The organism is Pseudoalteromonas lipolytica (genome assembly GCF_900116435.1).
GTDB classification, from domain to species: domain Bacteria; phylum Pseudomonadota; class Gammaproteobacteria; order Enterobacterales; family Alteromonadaceae; genus Pseudoalteromonas; species Pseudoalteromonas lipolytica.
Map to the genome: position 1 here is coordinate 115868 of NZ_FPAZ01000009.1, position 18924 is coordinate 134791.

18 protein-coding genes are annotated in these 18924 nt (G+C 43.0%); 7 read left to right on the forward strand and 11 right to left on the reverse strand.

The genetic code is table 11. The features are described from left to right. The 8 genes from BM378_RS11280 to BM378_RS11315 all read right to left on the reverse strand — a co-directional run bounded on the left by BM378_RS11280 (nt 1) and on the right by BM378_RS11315 (nt 6873). The gene (locus BM378_RS11280) at nt 1-1548 is read right to left on the reverse strand and encodes a S41 family peptidase (protein ID WP_074989211.1); all 1548 of its coding nucleotides are present in this window, start codon (nt 1546-1548) and stop codon (nt 1-3) included. A 46-nt stretch (nt 1549-1594) separates the two neighbouring features. Next, on the reverse strand, nt 1595-2437 hold the full coding sequence (locus BM378_RS11285; RefSeq protein WP_074989212.1) for an amidohydrolase family protein: 843 nt from the start codon (nt 2435-2437) through the stop codon (nt 1595-1597). After that, on the reverse strand, nt 2434-3159 hold the full coding sequence (locus BM378_RS11290) for an SDR family NAD(P)-dependent oxidoreductase (protein WP_074989213.1): 726 nt from the start codon (nt 3157-3159) through the stop codon (nt 2434-2436). Before BM378_RS11290 ends, BM378_RS11285 begins: the two co-directional genes overlap by 4 nt. A gap of 9 nt (nt 3160-3168) precedes the next feature. Next, nucleotides 3169-3657, reverse strand: a complete 489-nt coding sequence (locus tag BM378_RS11295; RefSeq protein WP_036973331.1) for an FKBP-type peptidyl-prolyl cis-trans isomerase — start codon at nt 3655-3657, stop codon at nt 3169-3171. Between the two features lie 64 nt (nt 3658-3721). Then, on the reverse strand, nt 3722-5221 hold the full coding sequence (locus tag BM378_RS11300) for a transglycosylase SLT domain-containing protein (RefSeq protein WP_176714558.1): 1500 nt from the start codon (nt 5219-5221) through the stop codon (nt 3722-3724). A gap of 28 nt (nt 5222-5249) precedes the next feature. Further along, entirely contained in the window at nt 5250-6251 is a 1002-nt protein-coding gene (locus BM378_RS11305; RefSeq protein ID WP_143104582.1) for an MBL fold metallo-hydrolase, read from the reverse strand. Between the two features lie 92 nt (nt 6252-6343). Beyond that, nucleotides 6344-6643 carry a cell division protein ZapA gene (locus tag BM378_RS11310; protein WP_065979385.1) on the reverse strand — a complete coding sequence of 100 codons (300 nt, stop codon included), beginning with the start codon at nt 6641-6643 and terminating at the stop codon, nt 6344-6346. Continuing rightward, the gene (locus BM378_RS11315; RefSeq protein WP_036973328.1) at nt 6643-6873 is read right to left on the reverse strand and encodes a cell division protein ZapB; all 231 of its coding nucleotides are present in this window, start codon (nt 6871-6873) and stop codon (nt 6643-6645) included. The genes BM378_RS11310 and BM378_RS11315 overlap by 1 nt, the downstream gene beginning before the upstream one ends. 240 nt (nt 6874-7113) lie before the next feature. Between BM378_RS11315 and BM378_RS11320 the strand changes: the two genes are divergently transcribed. Then, entirely contained in the window at nt 7114-7953 is an 840-nt protein-coding gene (locus BM378_RS11320; RefSeq protein WP_074989215.1) for a 23S rRNA (adenine(2030)-N(6))-methyltransferase RlmJ, read from the forward strand. A gap of 82 nt (nt 7954-8035) precedes the next feature. On the opposite strand, the gene BM378_RS11325 is transcribed toward BM378_RS11320, so the two are convergent. The 3 genes from BM378_RS11325 to BM378_RS11335 form a co-directional block, all read right to left on the reverse strand. Beyond that, the gene (locus BM378_RS11325; RefSeq protein ID WP_074989216.1) at nt 8036-8845 is read right to left on the reverse strand and encodes an META domain-containing protein; all 810 of its coding nucleotides are present in this window, start codon (nt 8843-8845) and stop codon (nt 8036-8038) included. Nucleotides 8846-8965: 120 nt separating this feature from the next. Continuing rightward, complete coding sequence (locus BM378_RS11330) at nt 8966-9532, reverse strand: PhnA domain-containing protein (RefSeq protein ID WP_036973325.1); 567 nt, start codon at nt 9530-9532, stop codon at nt 8966-8968. Nucleotides 9533-9607: 75 nt separating this feature from the next. Then, entirely contained in the window at nt 9608-10378 is a 771-nt protein-coding gene (locus BM378_RS11335; RefSeq protein WP_065979580.1) for a substrate-binding periplasmic protein, read from the reverse strand. 103 nt (nt 10379-10481) lie between these two features. On the opposite strand from BM378_RS11335, the gene BM378_RS11340 reads away from it, so the two are divergent. From BM378_RS11340 to BM378_RS11365, 6 genes are all read left to right on the forward strand, one after another. After that, nucleotides 10482-11759 (forward strand): EAL and HDOD domain-containing protein, encoded by a 1278-nt coding sequence (locus BM378_RS11340; protein WP_074989217.1) that lies wholly within the window; start codon nt 10482-10484, stop codon nt 11757-11759. Nucleotides 11760-11813: 54 nt separating this feature from the next. Further along, the gene (locus tag BM378_RS11345; protein WP_074989218.1) at nt 11814-12419 is read left to right on the forward strand and encodes a paraquat-inducible protein A; all 606 of its coding nucleotides are present in this window, start codon (nt 11814-11816) and stop codon (nt 12417-12419) included. Between the two features lie 52 nt (nt 12420-12471). Then, entirely contained in the window at nt 12472-12825 is a 354-nt protein-coding gene (locus BM378_RS11350) for a hypothetical protein (protein ID WP_074989219.1), read from the forward strand. Between the two features lie 163 nt (nt 12826-12988). Further along, a complete protein-coding gene (locus BM378_RS11355) occupies nt 12989-14251 on the forward strand; it encodes a TolC family protein (RefSeq protein WP_405127518.1) in 1263 nt (420 codons plus the stop codon). After that, complete coding sequence (locus tag BM378_RS11360) at nt 14244-15698, forward strand: efflux RND transporter periplasmic adaptor subunit (RefSeq protein ID WP_036973321.1); 1455 nt, start codon at nt 14244-14246, stop codon at nt 15696-15698. Before BM378_RS11355 ends, BM378_RS11360 begins: the two co-directional genes overlap by 8 nt. Then, nucleotides 15695-18799 carry an efflux RND transporter permease subunit gene (locus tag BM378_RS11365; protein ID WP_074989220.1) on the forward strand — a complete coding sequence of 1035 codons (3105 nt, stop codon included), beginning with the start codon at nt 15695-15697 and terminating at the stop codon, nt 18797-18799. Before BM378_RS11360 ends, BM378_RS11365 begins: the two co-directional genes overlap by 4 nt. The last annotated feature ends 125 nt before the right edge of the window (nt 18800-18924 follow it).

Here is an 18924-nt window from a genome sequence, read left to right on the forward strand (position 1 = left end):
CTAATACTCAAGTATTTTGTTTTGCTCAATAAGCGTTGTTGATCGGTTGTCCTGTACTTTTGGTGTATCAGTGAACAGCGCTGGTGCAAAACCCTGTTTGCTGGTCATTGAGCTTGCTACAGGGCATGTGCCAGTCGCTCTGTATGCCAGAGCAGTACTAAGTAATGCTTCATTTTCGTCGCCTAGCTGATGGCTAAAGTCATCGGCGACTGCACAACCTGGGACTCGCACGGGTTGAAACTCACTGCCAGTGCTGTTTTGGGGGGCAAAACCATCGGCATATTCACCAAAGCCTTTATTGTTAACCCCTGTAAATTGAATGCTGAAGTAGGTCGTATCACAGTTATCGGTTGGATAAAAACCATAGGGTTTACCACAGGTATTTTCCCCTATTTGAATGACCTCAATATTGGCCCCTCTTAAGCCATTAATTACGGCTTCACTGGCTGAACATGTACTGCCTGTAGTTAACACAAAAACACGTTTTAGGTCTAAACTAGGCAATGGTGTGCCAGGGTTGATTGCTGGGTTTTCTGCAAATCCGACAAATTCATCGGTAAACGGCACGGGCTCCAAACGCTCCCCAGTGATTGGGTTAAAGGTTGGGTGTTGATCGTTAAAGATAGTCTTTTCGAAAATTTTGCCGTCAGTATTTTCGGCGCCTGCAATCATATAAGCAACTTGACTTGCCATCTGTAGGAAACCACCGGGGTTGTATCGCATGTCGATAATCAGGTCTTTTACATTACGTGCTGCTAATGTATTAAAAGCATCAAATAAGGGCTTTTCTGCAATCGCATTGTGGCGATTAAATTGGAAGTAACCGACTTCTCCATTTGCGAATGTTTTAATATTGCCTACAGCTTGTCCCGTAATAGTTTGGGCTGTCATGGTGACTTCGCGGGTTTCACTGGTGTTGATATCTTTAAACACAAAGGTCGTTACTTTCCCGGATTCAGACGGAAAAAGACCCGCATTGAGTACGTCAACTTCAGCTTGGGTGCTGGCATTTACAAAGTCTACACCATCCACTTCTAACACTTCAAAACCACGCGCTAGGTTTTGTGTTGCCGCGGGTGAGTTGGGTTCGGTATAAGTTATAATGGCTTGACGTGGGGCGCTGGCACTTATTAAACGTATTTTAAAGCCATAGCCAAAGGTTTGTCCCGACTGGCTTTGTGCTCGCCATTCATCGGTGGGTAAACTGGAATGAAAGTTGTCTTTTTTAGCCCCTGACTCCGTGGTGTTTTCGGTTTTTAGTAACGCAAAATAATTGAGAACCCCATCAGTGAGGGCTGGATCACGGTCTATTATTTCATCGTACCAAAGGTATGTTTCATGGCTCCATGAACGCAGCCAGTGCTTTTCATTGAGTGCCTGACATTGTTGATCAAACTTACTCGATGGCTCAAACACACCTTGTGTCCACGTAATGGTGGCTGGGTCTAGATTGCCTGAATCGGAGTTGTCACTCCCACTGCCGCCACACCCAACAAGACTAAATACGCACGCACCTAAAATGGCCGCTTCTTTTGAAAAAATAAACATAACCACTAACCTAAACCGCTTTTATTTAACTAAATATAGCTAGTTTTTAATCAATTTGATAGATTTCGTGGGCGTTTTTGTAGCTTAGACGATGCCATACGCTGTGCTGGTTACACAATGAAAAGTAATGCTGCCAGCATGTCTCGTAGCGTGTATTTATTTGGCAAACAGGAAAATTACTGGCAAACATAATACGCTGCTCGCCAAAGTATTGCAGCAGTGTATCAAGCAGCCATTGGTGCTTACTTGCAGCCAGTTTGCTGAACTCTAAGCCTGAGAACTTAATCGCAATATTATCACAGCGGCTTAATTTAATAACCGCGTTTAGCCATTGTTGTTCATCGCATATAAAGCCTAAATGGTTAATTACGACACGTAATGAGGGAAGGGCATGGCAGTATTTTATGAGCTGCTCGGTAATGTGTAGGTTTTCAATTTCAAACTGTGCTTCAAATCGCAAGTTTTGCGCAGCAAGATAGGCTAAGTTTTCAAGGCAATTAGGTGCGAGTAAACGAGTCGCATCTTTACCTTCAGTAATATCGCGAATACCCACAAGGTGTGAATGTGTTAATGCCGAAAGCGCCAGACTAAATTCGTTCAAGGTAGCGTCTATTCGACTATAACTAATGGCTTTGTATTTGTAGCCGTTTAAATGCTGTGCTAGCCAGTTGAGCTCTTTAATAGGGTCATTATTATCGTACCCTGCCTCAATATGAACAAGTGCTTCTAATTGAAATGGGCATGCTGATTTTAGTTGCGCCATGCTAATAGGAGCTTTGATCTTATCGAGGTGAGGCCACGCAGGTGGTTTCTCGCCTTGCAACCAAGTGTATTGACCCTCAGTGAGGTTAAAAAAATGCACATGGGGGTCAATAATCTTGTCGCTCATTGCGTGGTATACCCACCATCAATGCTGTGTAGGCTACCAGTGATAAAGCTTGCCTCAGGGCTAACTAAAAAATTAACCAATGCAGCCACTTCCTCTGGTTGACCTAAGCGCCCTAATGGTTGTAATGCAGCTTCTTCTGCGACGACGGCGGTTTTATCGGCACCGCTTCGCTTGCAGTAAGCGTCAATTGCATTATGAAATAAAGGTGTTTCAATGGTGCCTGGGCAAATAGCGTTAGCGCGAATGTTAAATGCGGCATAATCCAGAGCGGTTGTTTTTGCCATTGAAGCAAGTGCATGCTTTGTTACGTTGTAAGCAAAAGAATTGGGCTTACCAATAAGCGCTTGATCAGAGGCAATTAAAACAATACTACCTTGCCGTTTTGCTTTCATGCTGGGTAAAACTGCTTGAATTGCCGCATACGCGCCTTTTACGTTGAGCGCAAAAAGAGCATCAAACGTTGCCTCGTCAGTATCTTCAATGGTGGCACTTAAATGACGACCAGCATTAGAAATAAGCGCATCGATACGGCCTGTTTCTTGTGCTATATCAGCAATAACCGCTTTTACCTGCTCAACATTACTGACATCACAGTAGCGGTAGTGACCTTCTGATGGTGTAATATCAAGGTTATACACGATGTATGCTTCGCGCGCTAAGCGCTCAACAATAGCCTTACCAATCCCTTTACTGCCACCTGTGACAATAGCAACGTTTGTCATTATTTACCCTTAGTGGCTATGACCACAACCGCCTTCACCATGTACGTGACCGTGCGCTAATTCTTCACGTGTCGCTTCACGGACGTTGAGTACTTCAACGTCAAAAGTCAGTGTTTTACCTGCAAATGGGTGGTTTAAGTCACAATCTGCATTGAAACGACCTACTTTTACAATCGTCACTTGATGACGGCCTTGGTTTGAGTGAACAATCGCAGTCATACCCGGTTTCCACACTTTAGTGTTACCTTGTAAGTGCTTAAGTGGAATACGCTGAATAAGGTCATCAACACGCTCACCATAAGACTCGCTTGGCTCAAGTGTTACACTAAAGCTATCGCCAGCGCTTTTACCTTCAAGGGCTTTTTCAAGACCTGGTAGCATGCCTTCTGTACCATGGATATATGAAAGTGGCTCGCCATCTTTGCTTGATTCAATTTGCTCGCCTGCTTCACTTAATGTGTAGTGGAACTCAACGGCAGTGTCTTTGCTGATTTGCATGTTTTTTCTCTTGTAAACTTAGAATATAAACACTGATTTTACGCTAACCACAATGACACAGCAATCAAGGCTTTTTCAAAGAGCTTTCAATACCCGACAGCATAGCCTCGCTGGCTGATGTTTGAGGGGCTGGTGGCTTTGCTTGAGGAATATGCAAAGTTAGTATGGTGCCTGGTTTTAGTAGGCTAGATGCGCTGAGTTTATTCCAAATAGCCACGTCTTTATGAGGGACATCAAAAAGCTGACTAATGCTCCAAATAGAATCCCCCGGCTTTACTTGATAATCGACAGCAACAGTTGAAACAACGTCTTCTTGTTGCTCTAAATACGGGCTGATATTGTAATCAACTATTAACGATCCAGGCATCGTTTGAGGTTTACTTAGGCGCAATTGCTCACCCACTTTAATGAGATTCGAGGTTTTATTATTGAGCATTTTTAATTGGCTTATAGGCATATTAAAACGTCTTGCGATGCGATAAAGCGTATCGTCCTTTTGAACGGTGTACTCGCCAATAAAGTTGTTACGAAATAGTTTACTCTGTAATAAAGTACGCTGCTCTATTGGTAATATCAGCGTGTGGGGGCCATTAGGAGAGCTTTGATTCTTTAAATAGCCAGGGTTTAGTTTATGTAATTGGCTACGCCCAATCCCAGATAAACTCGCAATTACCGAAAAATCAAATTGCTGGCCGACATTAAACTCCGTTGTGAGCGGTTTATTAGCGAGTTTTGGGCGTTTTAGGCCTTTTTCAGGGTGTCTGATTAAGTGGCTGAGTGCTAATAATTTAGGGATATACTCAGCGGTTTCTTTTGGTAATGACAGCGACCAATAATCGGTTTTCTTACCGAGTTTTTTATTCTTCTCGATGGCTTTCTTAACACGCCCTTCACCACTGTTATAGGCCGCGATTGCATGTAACCAATCGCCATCAAAGCGTTTGTGTAAATAACTGAGGTACGCTAAGGCAGCATCGGTTGAGGCGAGAATATCTTGGCGGCCGTCGTACCATTGGTCGCTCTGCACGCCAAAGTGATAGGCAGTTGCCCCAACTAACTGCCATATCCCCACAGCTTGCTCTGATGATTGAATAGTGGGTCTAAAGTCACTCTCTACGAAGGGGAGTAATGCAAGCTCCATCGGTAAATTCTGTTTTTCGACACGTTTGACGATATGGTAAAGATACGGTGCAGCGCGTCGGTTCACTTTTTCAAGGTAGGCTGGTTGCTTTAAGTACCACTTTATCCGGGCTGTCGTATGCTTATTGGTTTGAAATACCAACGATAGATTATTTGCAATGTGTTGCCACAAATCAGTCGCTCGCGGTTTAGCGAGTGGCGTATCTTTATAAGGTTGAAGTTTTACAGGTTCAGCAGTCTTATCGGCTGTAGCAACAGGTTGCTCAGTCGGCTGTGTTTGTAAGCTTAAATCAGGCTTGAAATGGCTAAAAATCTCTGGCCGAGCCTGTTGCTCTTGTTGTGTATCTTGCTGAGTTGTTTGGCATCCTTGTAGGCCAATAAAAAAACTCAGCAATAGTAAATATTTCAAACGCATTAAAGCCATGTAATAAAATCCCTTTACTATTTTAGCGCTATTTTGACGATTTGGCCTGCTTAAGTCCAGCTTCTAGAAACATGACGAAAGCGCGTTGACCGACTTCATCAAAGTGATAGTCTTGTTTTATTTGCTCAGGAAACAGGGGAATTAACTCACCAATAGGCTTCTCGGGCTGTGCATTTGCAAGTGTCAAAATAGCAGATAAAAATGTTTTCGGCTGATTAAGTTCTGCAGGAGTTAGTTGCGCACCATGACCCGGTAAAATTGTTGTGATAGCACTATTTTGTTGAATCTCAGTTAACGCTGCGAGCCAATTATCTATTTGCCCATGCCCTGGGTAAGGTAACCAATCGGTTATATCTCCACCAAGTAATACCCGGCCATGATCGGCTGTTAATACTAAGTCGCCATGCGTGTGTGCTTGATACGGCATAACAGTAATCGGGTAATCACCAAGGTCGAGATGCGTTTCTTTAGCAATACGGATAGCGGGGGGATTGAGTGTTAATTCGCGCCAACGAAACAGGCGTTGTTTAGCAAGTGATAGTTTTTCTCGCCAAACGGTTTGTTGTTCTTGTGGTTGGCTTGCTAAACGTTGATAACTTAGTTCTATGCTTTTTTCATAGCCATCAAGTTTATCGTTTAAGGCTTTTTGATAGTGGGTGAATTCATTCGCTAGTTGCTGATGAACAATCAATTTTGCATCAGGGAACGTGGCTTGTAACACTGCAAGACCCAGCAAGTGGTCATCATGATAATGACTCGCTACCAAGTAGCATAAAGGTGTTTTTAAGCGCTTTTTCAAACGCTGTGCGAGTTGCTCAACCGCGGCAAAATCACCGCTGGCATCAAACATAAGTGCACACGTTTTACCTTCAATAAGGACCTGGTTTGAATCGTAAAAGCGCAGCGATGCCTGTTGTTGTAAAAATTGAATCTCAGGGCTGATAGTCTGCCATGTAACCTTGGCTTTAGATGAGAAACTTGCTGTTAGTAGCGCTAAAAAAGCCCACATTGATAAAGCATATATGCGCATTCTAATTTGCTCGGTTATTATTCAGGTTGAGCATTGTAAACAAAAAAAGCGCAAGATGCGCTTTTTATATAACCAATACCACTCACGGCGTATTAAGTCGAGTGAGTTTGGTCTAAGTACTGGCTAAGTTTATCGATTAAAGAGTCATGCTGTTGCTCTTGTTTTGCTTGTTGCGATTGTGCTTCGAGCAATTCATGGCTTAAGTGCAGCGCAGCCATTAATAACGCTTTTTGTTCATTACGAACAGAAGAGCGTTGTTTCATTTGGTCCACTAAGTCATTCAAATGTTGTGCAGCAGCAACTAGGGCGTTCTCTTGACCCGGTGGGCAAGAGAACTCATGTTCTTTACCTAGTAGCTCTACGGTGACCCGCTGACTTTGTGGGCTGCTCATTAGCTAGCCTGATGTACGCTTTGTAATTTCTCAAGCAGGCCAGTTAATGTGCTGCTTGCTTCTTTTTGTTTTTCTTCGCTATCGAGTACTTCAAGTTGAAGCGTTTCGTTCTCGTCTATTAATTTTGCAGTTTGATCTTTTAAGCTTTTCACTTCGCTTTCAAGTTCGCTGTTTCGGTGGATTAATTTGTCGATCAGTTGTTCGAGTTGGGAAAGGGTTTCGTTATTCATAAATGCGCTCATAAAACTGTGATTATTGTCATGCAAATGTAAAGGAAAGTGTGTTGATATGCCAGCATTTACGCCTGTTTTAGCGTATTTTTATTTAAAATTAAGGTGTAATTCAGCGTAGCTGCATTTTTATTCATTTATGGTTCACTCTGCGCTTAGATTTTAGGATTATTCACTATTTATCATGTACAATATCTTCATCTATTTTTCATGCAGCACTGCATTTAGCGATTTATAAATATGCTTAGTTACCGACACTCTTTTCATGCAGGCAATCCTGCTGATGTGCTTAAACATCTGGTTTTAGCTGAAGTTCTTAAATACCAAACAATTAAAGATAAGCCTCTCGATTATATTGATACCCATTCGGGGGCGGGCTTTTTTGAACTAGCGGGCAGTGATGCACAAAAAACACAAGAGTATTTAGATGGCATAGCAAAGCTTTGGCAGCACCAGAGTGAGCATGCACCGTTAACTGAATATATTGAGCTGATTAAATCGTTTAACCAGAATGGCGAATTAGATTTCTATCCTGGCTCGCCAAAAATTGCTGAACACTTTTTGCGTCGCCAAGATAATGGCTGGTTTTTTGAGTTACATCCTCGCGACTTAGCATTACTTAAGCAGAATATGATAGGTAAACGCTCTATCCGTGTGCGTGGCGAAAATGGTTTTCAAGGGTTAGTTGGTCTGCTGCCACCGCCATCGCGTCGTGCATGTGTGCTGATTGACCCTCCATACGAAATTAAAGATGACTATGACACGGTGGTAAAAACCCTCGTTAAAGCGCACAAACGCTTTGCAACGGGTACGTACATGATTTGGTATCCGGTCGTTGATCGTGAGCGCATAGATAAAATGGAAGCAGGTTTAATCGCATCTGGCATGCGTAATATTCAATTATTTGAATTAGCCACCGAAGCAGATACTGAGGTACACGGTATGACGGCCTCAGGCATGATAGTGATCAACCCACCATGGAAACTAAAACAGACGATGGACGCGGTTTTACCTGAGCTTGTTTCTGTATTAAGTGACAGTAGTGGCTTTTATCGCAGTGAGCAATTAGTTGAAGAGTAATGCTGCAACAATGTGCCTATTTAATAAAGGGTATAAATAAAAAACGCCCCGCAATTGCGGGGCGTTTTCGTGTTAACTGTCATTAATTCATATAGGTTGCTGCAAATGTAGCAAGGGGTTCGCTGCTGCCATCTAATAGCGTAAGCTGCTCACCATTAATTGAAAATTGCGCTGTCGCAGTGAGTAGAGCTGACATTGCAGCTTCAATATCCATTTGCTCGATACACATTTTCTTAGTGCTGGCTAACGGGTTGAAGGTGAGTGATTGATTATTCACGTCATAGCTGCCTGAAAAGCTATTACAGCCAAGGAAACCATGCGTTGAGCCATCTTCTTTAAATTGAATGAAAGGCTCTTTTGTTTTTACTTTAACGGGTTCACCGTTAATCGTGACAGCTTTCCAATATGTATTAGTTAACGTTACATCGGGCTTTTTCGCCGACACTTTAGATACCGTCACTTTATACACATCATTCTGAGCACCTTCAGCAAACGGGTTGTTGTGAGTGGTGCTAATGTATAACAGCTTGCCTTGGTTTTCGATTCGAGCGCCGACGCTATAACGATGGCGATCAGCAATTTTACTTTCATCATACTCAAGTGCGACGTTATAAGGAGGCGCCCCTTTTAACGCAACTTCTTGTTCGCTGATCACGTCTGCTTTTGCATCCATTTTTGATACATCGGCTAACTGCACTTTTAATACAGAGCCTGGTGGCAGCATGCTACGGTCTAAATAAGTAATTTGCGTATTGAGCGTTTTCATTGTTGATTGCTCTGCTTGAGGCGCGGCAGAGTCTTCGCCACAACCGGTAAGAACTAAGCTGCTTCCTAAGATCATTACGCTGCAAAGTGAAGCACGTTTTAAAGATGAAAAGGTATCCGAAGCCATGATATTTTCCTTGCGGTTTTAGTGTTATACACTGAGATTATTGTATTAGCATAAAGTTCGCTGACTTAATCATAGCTTAATTGAGTCAAAGTGGGCGCAAGGCCCATTTTTAATAAGAAATTATTTTTTCACGTATTTTGTTAGAATAACGATACGTTGCCCATCGACACGTCCTTCAATGTGTTCAGGGTTACTGGTTAAACCAATATTTCTTACGGCTGTGCCGCGCTTAGCAACGAGGCTGCTCCCTTTTACATCGAGATCTTTGATTAGCGTTACTGTATCGCCCGCTTGCAGCACAACGCCATTACTGTCGATATGTTTAATGTCATCATCTTCAGCAAGGGCTGTTTGCGCCCACTTTAGCGTGTCTTCTTCAAGGTAAATCATGTCTAGAGCATCTTGTGCCCAGCCATTATCTGCCGCTAAACGTTTTAACATACGATACGCTACCACTTGAACAGCAGGCGTTTGACTCCACATGCTGTCATTTAGGCAATGCCAGTGAGTTGCAGTTAATTCCGCGTTATTTTCGATTTGGTCTTTGCAAGTCTGACAGACATAGATACATTTATCAGAGTGAGCTTCCGTGACAGGAGGGACTTCGTATACAGATAAATTCTCTGTTGCGGCGCACAGTTCACATTGGTTATTACTGCGTTCGATAAGGGCTTGTTCAATGCTCATAGGAGGCTCTTTTAAGTTAACAAGAAAAACAGCGCGCAGTATAGCAAATGTAGCCCTAAAGCGGAATATCCCTAATTATTGTGGGGGTATGTTTTTTGTGTATTTATTGATGATGGTATCAATCGTGCCATTATTTTTAAGTTGTTCAATAGCTGCATTTATATTCTTGAGGAGCGATTGGTGTTCTGCTCGGATACGAATTTTCAAATTACCTTGTGAATGAAGGGCGCCAAGCTGCGTATTGATATTGAACCAGTTTGACCAGTATATCGCAGAGAGCTTATCAATAATTGCCACCTCTATTCTGTTGAGTTGTAATGCTTTAACCAGTTCTTTTTCGGAGTGAAAATCAACGCGCGTGAAGCGCTCATCATCATAATAGTAATAGCCAAGTACCGTGCCAACAGGGTGCTTTTTTATTGCCTCTAAATCTTGCCATTTGTTGATATTTTTACTCAAGCTAACAAGGTATTCTTCGACGGTAAATAAATTATCTGAATAGCGGAACATGTCATTTTCTCGCTCTTTTTCACTGAGCCATTCAGGACTGATTACATCAAAATCGATGTGACCTAAATGAAGATACTTAACCGTACGTTTGGCTGGCAATTCAATGTGTTGTGCATCAATGTTGGACAGACTTAGCACATGTTGGATGATTTCTGGCAGGATACCGGGCGAGTTTTCGTCATCAATATAGTATGGGTAATAGCTTCCAGAGGCCGTAATATTATACTTTAACGCAGGGGGCGATGCCGCATGCGCAGAGCTAAAAATAGCACCGTATAAAATTATGAAAAATAACGAAAAAATTAAGTGCAATGGACTATGTTTAAAGTTATTCATAAATTTAGTTTGGTCGGGTTTTTCTTTTTTAGCAAGGAAAACATCTTTCACTATACTTATAACAATTGTAATGTGGCTTTAGTTACATTTAGTGAGAAGTAATATGTCAGAGTTAAATATGGAAGGTAAAAAAAGTCAAAACGTGACTCAGTATATAGCCAGGCAGCCAATATTTAATGCTGATAGAAGTGTGTATGCGTATGAATTGTTATACAGAGAATCGAGCGATAATGTTTTTCCGATAGGAACCAGTGATGGTCAAGCCACCGGGCGACTCTTTTTTAATGCATTGATGTTAATGGGACTTGAAAAGCTTACAGGGTTCCAACCTGCGTTTATTAATTTATCGACCGATGCCATTCTTGATGATTTTCCGCGACTGCTCCAACCAAGCAGTGCAGTACTCGAAATAGTTGAGCGAACGACAAGTATCCCAAAAGTTGTAACACGTGTTAAACAGCTCAAAAAAGAGGGCTATTTTTTTGCCCTTGATGATTATGATGGCACTGAAAAATGGCAAGACATACTTCCTTTGATGGACTTCATCAAGTTAGAGGTTGAGCATCCTATTATTAAAACCAATATGATGATCAAAAAGCTAAAACGCAGTTACCCAGATGCAATCATAATTGTTGAACGCATCGAAAATTATGATGACTTTAAACAGTTAAAAAAAGCGGGATGTGATTTATTTCAAGGTTTCTTTTTTGCAAAGCCAGAAGTGCTTAGCTTTGGTAATGTTGAACCGTCGAAAATGGCAGTACTTGATTTACTAAGCTGTACAGCAAGGCCCGATATTGACTTTGATGCGGTGCAGCAACGCGTTGGTCGAGACCTTGGTTTAACAGCGCGTATTTTAAGATTGGTAAATGCACGCTCACCTAATTCACAACAAACGATAAAATCAATCTCACAAGCGGTTATTTATTTAGGTGAAGATGCGATTCGTCAGTTTGTCCGTGTTTTAGCATTAAGTGAATTGGGGAATGATAAACCACAAGAATTAACCAAGCTTGCGCTTACACGTGCAAAGTTTATTGCGCTGATGCTTGAACCCGGTGGTAAAGAGCTATCAGAGCAAGGTTATTTAGTCGGATTGCTGTCTGTGCTTGATGCCATTCTCGATATGGAATTAGATAGAGTTACAAAAGAGTTTTCACTCGGCGCAGAACTTTCCAGTGCATTGTTAAGCTTTAATGGTATGCAAGGTATTAGCCTGCGACTTGTAAAAGCAATCGAAGAAGAACAATGGCAAGACGTGCGGTCATTTTTAACCATGATTCGGCCAGCTTCACACATGGACGTTGTATTTAAAGCAATGTACAGCGCACGTGCTTACGCAGATGAAGTATTGACGACCTTGTCATCAATTGCAGACTAATGATATTGAGTTGGTTATTATGTTCGCACTGTTAGTGGATAAGGTTTTTATACCATGCGTTCAATATTTCCCATTGTGACGATTATTTTTGCCCTCGCTTTACTTGTCCCAGGGGTTACTCAGCCCGTTCTCACGTTAGAAGGTAAAATAGATAAATCTAAGTTAGCTAAAACAGGCATTGAAATGTTAGCAGATGAAGGTGACAGAAATACGCGCAGCGTATTGATGATGGCCTCCAGTATGTTAGGTCTTGATAAGCTTGAAGGCGAAATAGACGCGTACAAAAAAACGCGCAGTATTTGGGGCACTGTGAACGAGCTTGCTAACAATAAAAACTACTTAGTAGCGGTACTCGTTGCGGTGTTTTCGATTGTTATCCCGACAATAAAATTATTGATGCAGTTACTGTATTGTTTTCTTCCCGTGAATAAATTTAAGCAGTTACTCGGTCAACTTATTCAGCAACTCAGCAAATGGAGTATGGTTGATGTGTTTGTCATTGCATTAATCGTTGCTTATTTAGCAGGCAATGCCGATGGTCAAATGGGTGAGTTGATAAAAATGCACGCAGAGCTGGGGGTGGGTTTTTGGTATTTTACTGGCTACTGTTTATTTGCAATAGCCGCTAGTAGCAGTATAAAAATAGAGAAACCCTTGTAGTTGGCGTAATTTTCAGGCTACAATTTACACGATTAATATTTAAGGTATGTTGATGACGCGACTTTCAAGCTATATGTTAATAGCCATGATGCTGCTCACATTTGTGAGTCAGTCAGTTGCGTCTGTGTCAATGGTCTGCGACATGCCGCATGCTTCAATGGCTATGAATCATCATGCCGATATGGACAATGATAACGACATGTCTGACATGGACTGTTGTCATGAAGATACCATGGACAGTGCCGACTGTGCGTGTCCATTTAATGCGTGTACTGCGCATTCACTCCTTCCTCTTAATAGCACAGTGATGAATGCTAACAAACAATCTGAAAAAGTACGTTTGTTTAATGTTAGCCAACGCAGCTACCCTATAAGTTCTTTATATCGCCCACCTATTACTGCTTAAGCAGGATAGGTCTGTCAAAAATTCAGCTAAGCGCTGCTTTACAACCCATTCTGCCCCTAACTCTATTGTTTTTTAACTTTCTAGAATTTTAGTGGAGCATGTGATGACTCACAGCAAATTTTTAAAGGCATTTTGCCTTGGTGTATTAGTAACGACTTCCAGTATGGTTCAGTCTAATCCATTAACACTGAATGGCGTGGTTGAATACGCACTGACGCATGAGCCTTGGCTACAAGCAAACAAATATCAGCAAGAGGCAATTGAAGCGCAAAGTATTGCCGCAGGCACCTTGCCAGACCCTGTTCTGACGGTAGGGCTAATGAATTTACCGACGGATGGTTTTGCCTTTGATCAAGAAGGCATGACGCAATTTAAGGTCGGTTTATCACAACAGTTTAGCCGCGGTGATAGCTTGGCATTACAGCAACAAGCGTTAAGGCAATCGGCCGAGCAATACCCATGGCAACGTGCTGACCGACAAGCGCAAGTAAAGGCTATTGTTACTGAAGCATGGTTAAATGCCTACCGAGCTCAGCAAAGTATCCAATTAATTAACCAAGATAAAGCCTTATTCAACCAATTGATTGATATCACAGAAGCAAGCTATGCAAATTCTTTAGGGACTACGCGCCAGCAAGATATCATTCGTGCTCAGTTAGAGCTTACACGCTTAGAAGATAAATTGGTGATGCTGGAGCAGCAATTCGATAGTGCGAAAAAGCGCTTAGCACAGTGGTTGCCAATTGACATGCTAAGTGGTCCTGTCAGCAGTGATAATGGTGATGTGGCGGCTTTAATGCCATACCAAAATATGCAACCAACAGGCGTGACCGAAGTGCTTATGGGGCACCCTGCTGTTGTGGCTATTGAGCATGCCTTACGTGCAAAAAGCACACAAATCGAAGTGGCAAAAGAAGCCTATAAGCCACAGTTTGGTATGAATGTTGGCTATGGTTATCGTGATGATACGCCGATGGGAAGTTCGCGCGCCGATTTATTCTCGATAGGGGTCAGTGTTGATTTACCATTATTTACAGATAACCGCCAAGATCAGCAAGTTAATGCGGCTATTGCAAGTGCTGAAGCAGTTAAAACCACAAAGCTGATCACGTTACAAAAACTGCAAGGTCAATACTTTAAAGAGCTTAGCCAGTTAAGTCGCCTAGCCCAACGTCGAGCGCTTTATGTCGAGCAGCTTTTACCACAAATGGCAGAGCAAGCCGAAGCCACATTAAATGCATATACCAATGATGATGGGGACTTTTCAGAAGTCATGCGTGCTCGTATCAGTGAGCTAAATGCAAAAATAGATGCCCTAAATATCGATATCGACACACAAATTACGCTGGCACGTTTAAATTATTACGCAGCAGCAAAAGACAGCCAAATTAATGCAGCACACAGCCAAGGAGCACATCATGAATAATACCGTTAAATTAGGAGTGGCCTTGGCAGTGGGTGCCGCTTTGGCAACCGTAGTAAATCAGCTTTCTACTGCTGATCATTCCGCTATGCCAAGTGCAGAAAAGAAACCTCTGTATTGGGTTGCTCCCATGGATAGCAACTACCGACGTGATGAGCCAGGATTGTCGCCAATGGGCATGGAGTTAGTCCCAGTGTATGAAGAAAACAGCGCCGAAGACAGCCCCGGAACAGTTAGAATATCACCTGCCGTTGTCAACAATTTAGGTGTTAGAACCGCACCGGTACGTTTTAAGTCACTGCAAACTACCGTTGATACCGTGGGCTACGTGCAATACGACCAAGATCAATTAGTGCATATTCATCCACGTGTTGAAGGCTGGATTGAAACGCTGTTCGTGAAAGCTGCGGGTGATCAAGTAAAGCAAGGTGAACCACTCTATACCTTGTATTCTCCACAGTTGGTGAATGCACAAGAAGAGTTACTACTTGCCCTAAAGCGCAATAATAGTGTGCTTATTCGTGCTGCCAAAGCGCGTTTGGCCTCATTAAATGTATCGAGTGATTTTATTGAGCGCTTAGAGCAAAGTCAGAAGGTCAGACAAAACATCACCTTTTATGCCAAGCAAAGTGGTGTACTGGATGAGCTAAACATTCGAGAAGGCTTTTATGTGAAGCCCGGCACAACCATGATGAGTATTGCTCACCTTGAAGAAGTATGGGTTGAAGCTGAAGTGTTCGAGCGCCAAGCAGGGCTTATCAGTAAAGGTTTGCCTGTAACAATGACCTTAGATTATTTACCGGGCCGTCAATGGCACGGCAAGGTTGATTATATTTATCCTACCCTCGATGAGAAAAACCGTACATTACGTGTGCGCCTCCGGTTTGTGAATGATGAGGGCTTATTGAAACCGAATATGTTTGCTGAGGTCAGTATTACGGCTAAGCCAACAGAGCCACAGATAGTGATAGCGAAAGAGGCGGTGATCCGCACAGGTAGCCAAGACCGAGTGGTGGTTGATTTAGGTGAAGGGCGCTTTAAGTCCGTCGCTGTGACCATTGGGCGCAGTGATAATCACGACATTGAAATTTTATCAGGCTTACTAAAAGACGATAACGTGGTGACATCAGCACAATTCTTGATTGACTCCGAATCAAGCAAAAGCTCTGACTTTATGCGTATGCAAGAGCCTGATAGCGAGAGTGCCATGGTCAATGGGGTGATCAACAGTATTGATCGCAAAGCCAGAACCGCGGTGATCAGCCGTGAAGCAATTCCAAAATGGGGCCGTGAGGCGGCAACCGTGGAGTTTCATTTTTCGCCGCGTATCGATTTATCACACCTACAGCCTAATGACGAAGTACATTTCACGTTTAAGCTGGTAGAGGGTGAGTTTATGATTTTTGACATCATGACCTTAAGCCATCCAATGCAAGGAGAGATGAAATGATTGCAGCAGTCATTCGCTGGTCAGTCGGTAATCGTTTCTTTGTATTACTGCTGTCCGTCATGTTGGCAGGCTTTGGCATTTTTTCTTTGAAGAATACGCCAGTTGATGCGCTACCTGATTTATCTGACATACAGGTCATCGTTAAAACATCCTACCCTGGGCAAGCGCCACAAGTAGTGCAAGACCAAGTAACGTTTCCAATTACCACCGCTATGCTCTCGGTACCAGGGGCACAAACGGTCAGGGGCTTTTCATTTTTTGGCGATTCGTATGTTTACGTCATATTTAATGAAGACACCGATTTATACTGGGCACGCAGTCGGGTGCAAGAGTATTTAAGTCAAGTGAGTGCTCGCTTACCGGACTCAGCTCGACCAGAGCTTGGTCCCGATGCAACAGGGGTCGGTTGGATTTACCTTTATGCATTAGTTGATAAAACAGGAAAGCACGATATTAGTCAGCTACGTAGCTTACAAGATTGGTTTTTAAAGTTTGAATTGCAAACTGTACCAGGGGTGTCAGAAGTTGCATCGGTCGGTGGCATGGTTAAGCAATACCAAGTCAATGTAGACCCCGATAAACTGCGTGCTTATGGCATTCCTCTGAGCCTGATTCAAACAGCAATTAAGCAAGGTAACCAAGAGCGAGGTGCCTCTGTTGTTGAAATGGCCGAAGCGGAATACATGGTATCAAGCACCGGTTATATTAAAAGTGTGGCTGATTTAGAGGCTATCCCGTTGGGGACTAATGCCAACGGCACACCGCTGCAGCTTCGCGATGTTGCCGATATAAAATTAGGGCCGCAAATGCGCCGCGGTATTGCTGAGCTTAATGGTGAAGGCGAAGTGGCTGGGGGCGTTGTTGTGATGCGCTTTGGTGAAAATGCACAAGCCACAATTAAACAGGTAAAAGAAAAGTTAGACTCTTTGAAAAAAGGCTTACCCGAGGGCGTTGAAATTGTGCCTGTCTATGACCGCTCTAATTTAATCACCAAAGCGCTGGATAATTTGACCTCAAAACTGATTGAAGAATTGATCGTTGTAGCCTTGGTGTGTGTGGTGTTCTTGTTTCACATTCGGTCATCAATTGTGGCAATTATTACTTTACCAATGGGCATATTAACCGCATTTGTGGTTATGTATTGGCAAGGTATTAATGCCAATATCATGTCACTTGGGGGAATTGCGATTGCGATTGGCGCGATGACGGATGGCGCGATTGTTATGATCGAAAACATGCACAAGCACATGGAAAAAAAACCACTAACCGACGAAAACCGTTGGCAAGTGGTGATGGAATCGGCTTCAGAAGTGGGCCCTGCATTATTCTTTAGTTTATTAATTATTACTGTCAGCTTTATGCCGGTGTTTATTCTTGAAGCACAAGAAGGGCGTATGTTCTCTCCGCTTGCTTACACCAAGACCTATGCCATGGCAGCCTCCGCTGGCTTAGCAATAACCTTAGTGCCGGTGTTAATGGGTTACTTTATTCGCGGAAAAGTTATTTCTGAGCAAAAGAACCCAGTCAACCGTTTACTTGTGGCAAGTTATAAACCGTTATTAAATGCGGTTCTTAAAGCGCCAAAAACCACGCTAGTGATGGCTATCATTTTGGCTGTAGTCGGTTTTTATCCGGTTAATAAGATTGGCAGTGAGTTTATCCCTCCGCTTGATGAGGGGGATTTAATGTATATGCCCACAACCTATCCGGGTATTTCAATCGGTAAGGCCCGAGAACTCTTACAGCAGACCGATAAACTTATAGCCAGTGTGCCAGAAGTCGAGAGTGTCTTTGGTAAAGTAGGGCGGGCTGAAACAGCCACTGATCCTGCGCCACTCACCATGATTGAAACCTTTATTCAGCTAAAGCCTAAATCACAATGGCGTGAGGGAATGACAACCGAAAAGCTTAAAAAAGAGCTTGATAGCTTAGTGAAGTTCCCCGGCTTAACGAATGCGTGGGTTATGCCGATTAAAACGCGTATCGATATGCTTGCCACCGGTATTAAAACGCCAGTGGGTATTAAAGTAGCGGGCCCTAAGCTGAGTGAAATACAGAAAATTGGTGAGCAAATTGAAGTGATATTAAAAGACTTACCAGGTACTGCGTCTGTGTATTCAGAGCGAGTAGCGGGTGGGCGCTATATTAAAGTGGATATCAATCGCGACAAGGCTGCGCGTTATGGTCTTAACATTGCCGATGTACAACAGGTTGTGGCGACTGCAATTGGTGGTATGAATGTAACCGAAACGGTTGAAGGACAAGAGCGATACCCGGTTAATTTACGTTATCCACAAGATTACCGTGACTCGCCAGAAGAGCTCAAGCTGCTGCCTATTGTCACTGCAAGTGGGCAGCGAATTGCACTGGCTGATGTGGCTGATGTCTTTATCGAAGACGGTCCTCCGGGGATAAAGAGCGAAAATGCGCGAATCAATGGCTGGAGTTTAATTGATATTGAAGGCAGTGATATCGGCAGCTATGTTGAGCGTGCCCAAAAGGCACTGCATGAGCAGCTAGAGTTGCCTGCTGGCTACTCAATTACGTGGGCAGGTCAATACGAGTACATGGAGCGCGCTAAAGCTAAATTGAGTTATGTGCTACCGCTAACGCTCGCTATCATTGTGGTGCTGTTATACCTTAACTTTAGAAGCTTTATTGAAGTGGCGATGATCATGCTAACACTTCCTCTGGCGATGATTGGTGGTATTTGGCTGATGTATATCGAAGGTTTCAACTTCTCTGTTGCTGTCGGGGTTGGTTTTATTGCGCTTGCAGGGGTTGCCGTAGAAATAGGGGTGATCATGCTGGTGTATCTTAACCAAGCTTATCTCGAGGCTAAACAGCAAGCAGAGCACTTTGGTGTCGTTGAACTTCGCCAAGCAATCATCAATGGTGCAGGATTAAGGGTTAGACCTGTGATGATGACCGTAGCCACTATTATAATTGGTTTGTTACCGGTGCTTTACGGTACTGGCACCGGCAGTGAGGTAATGAGCCGAATTGCTGCGCCTATGGTCGGTGGGATGTTCAGTGCCGTGGTACTGACCTTACTGGTGCTACCTGCTTTGTATTTTATCTGGCGTAAACGAGACCTATAAATTTTACAGCCAGTGTGTAACTTGTACGCTTTTTTTGCGTACAGGTTACACATAACACAGTTTATTTATTGATTTAAAAGAGTTTTTAATCTGGATTGATTTATGCATTTATTTATTAAATTGAC

What these genes read in the sequence shown, in the direction of transcription:
- BM378_RS11350 (WP_074989219.1), top strand. Translation starts at nt 12,472, where the DNA reads ATGACGCGACTTTCAAGCTATATGTTAATAGCCATGATGCTGCTCACA.
- BM378_RS11365 (WP_074989220.1), top strand. Translation starts at nt 15,695, where the DNA reads ATGATTGCAGCAGTCATTCGCTGGTCAGTCGGTAATCGTTTCTTTGTA.
- BM378_RS11330 (WP_036973325.1), bottom strand. Translation starts at nt 9,532, where the DNA reads ATGAGCATTGAACAAGCCCTTATCGAACGCAGTAATAACCAATGTGAA.
- BM378_RS11285 (WP_074989212.1), bottom strand. Translation starts at nt 2,437, where the DNA reads ATGAGCGACAAGATTATTGACCCCCATGTGCATTTTTTTAACCTCACT.
- BM378_RS11325 (WP_074989216.1), bottom strand. Translation starts at nt 8,845, where the DNA reads ATGGCTTCGGATACCTTTTCATCTTTAAAACGTGCTTCACTTTGCAGC.
- BM378_RS11360 (WP_036973321.1), top strand. Translation starts at nt 14,244, where the DNA reads ATGAATAATACCGTTAAATTAGGAGTGGCCTTGGCAGTGGGTGCCGCT.
- BM378_RS11320 (WP_074989215.1), top strand. Translation starts at nt 7,114, where the DNA reads ATGCTTAGTTACCGACACTCTTTTCATGCAGGCAATCCTGCTGATGTG.
- BM378_RS11290 (WP_074989213.1), bottom strand. Translation starts at nt 3,159, where the DNA reads ATGACAAACGTTGCTATTGTCACAGGTGGCAGTAAAGGGATTGGTAAG.
- BM378_RS11335 (WP_065979580.1), bottom strand. Translation starts at nt 10,378, where the DNA reads ATGAATAACTTTAAACATAGTCCATTGCACTTAATTTTTTCGTTATTT.
- BM378_RS11355 (WP_405127518.1), top strand. Translation starts at nt 12,989, where the DNA reads ATGGTTCAGTCTAATCCATTAACACTGAATGGCGTGGTTGAATACGCA.
- BM378_RS11310 (WP_065979385.1), bottom strand. Translation starts at nt 6,643, where the DNA reads ATGAGCAGCCCACAAAGTCAGCGGGTCACCGTAGAGCTACTAGGTAAA.
- BM378_RS11345 (WP_074989218.1), top strand. Translation starts at nt 11,814, where the DNA reads ATGCGTTCAATATTTCCCATTGTGACGATTATTTTTGCCCTCGCTTTA.
- BM378_RS11295 (WP_036973331.1), bottom strand. Translation starts at nt 3,657, where the DNA reads ATGCAAATCAGCAAAGACACTGCCGTTGAGTTCCACTACACATTAAGT.
- BM378_RS11280 (WP_074989211.1), bottom strand. Translation starts at nt 1,548, where the DNA reads ATGTTTATTTTTTCAAAAGAAGCGGCCATTTTAGGTGCGTGCGTATTT.
- BM378_RS11305 (WP_143104582.1), bottom strand. Translation starts at nt 6,251, where the DNA reads ATGCGCATATATGCTTTATCAATGTGGGCTTTTTTAGCGCTACTAACA.
- BM378_RS11315 (WP_036973328.1), bottom strand. Translation starts at nt 6,873, where the DNA reads ATGAATAACGAAACCCTTTCCCAACTCGAACAACTGATCGACAAATTA.
- BM378_RS11300 (WP_176714558.1), bottom strand. Translation starts at nt 5,221, where the DNA reads ATGGCTTTAATGCGTTTGAAATATTTACTATTGCTGAGTTTTTTTATT.
- BM378_RS11340 (WP_074989217.1), top strand. Translation starts at nt 10,482, where the DNA reads ATGTCAGAGTTAAATATGGAAGGTAAAAAAAGTCAAAACGTGACTCAG.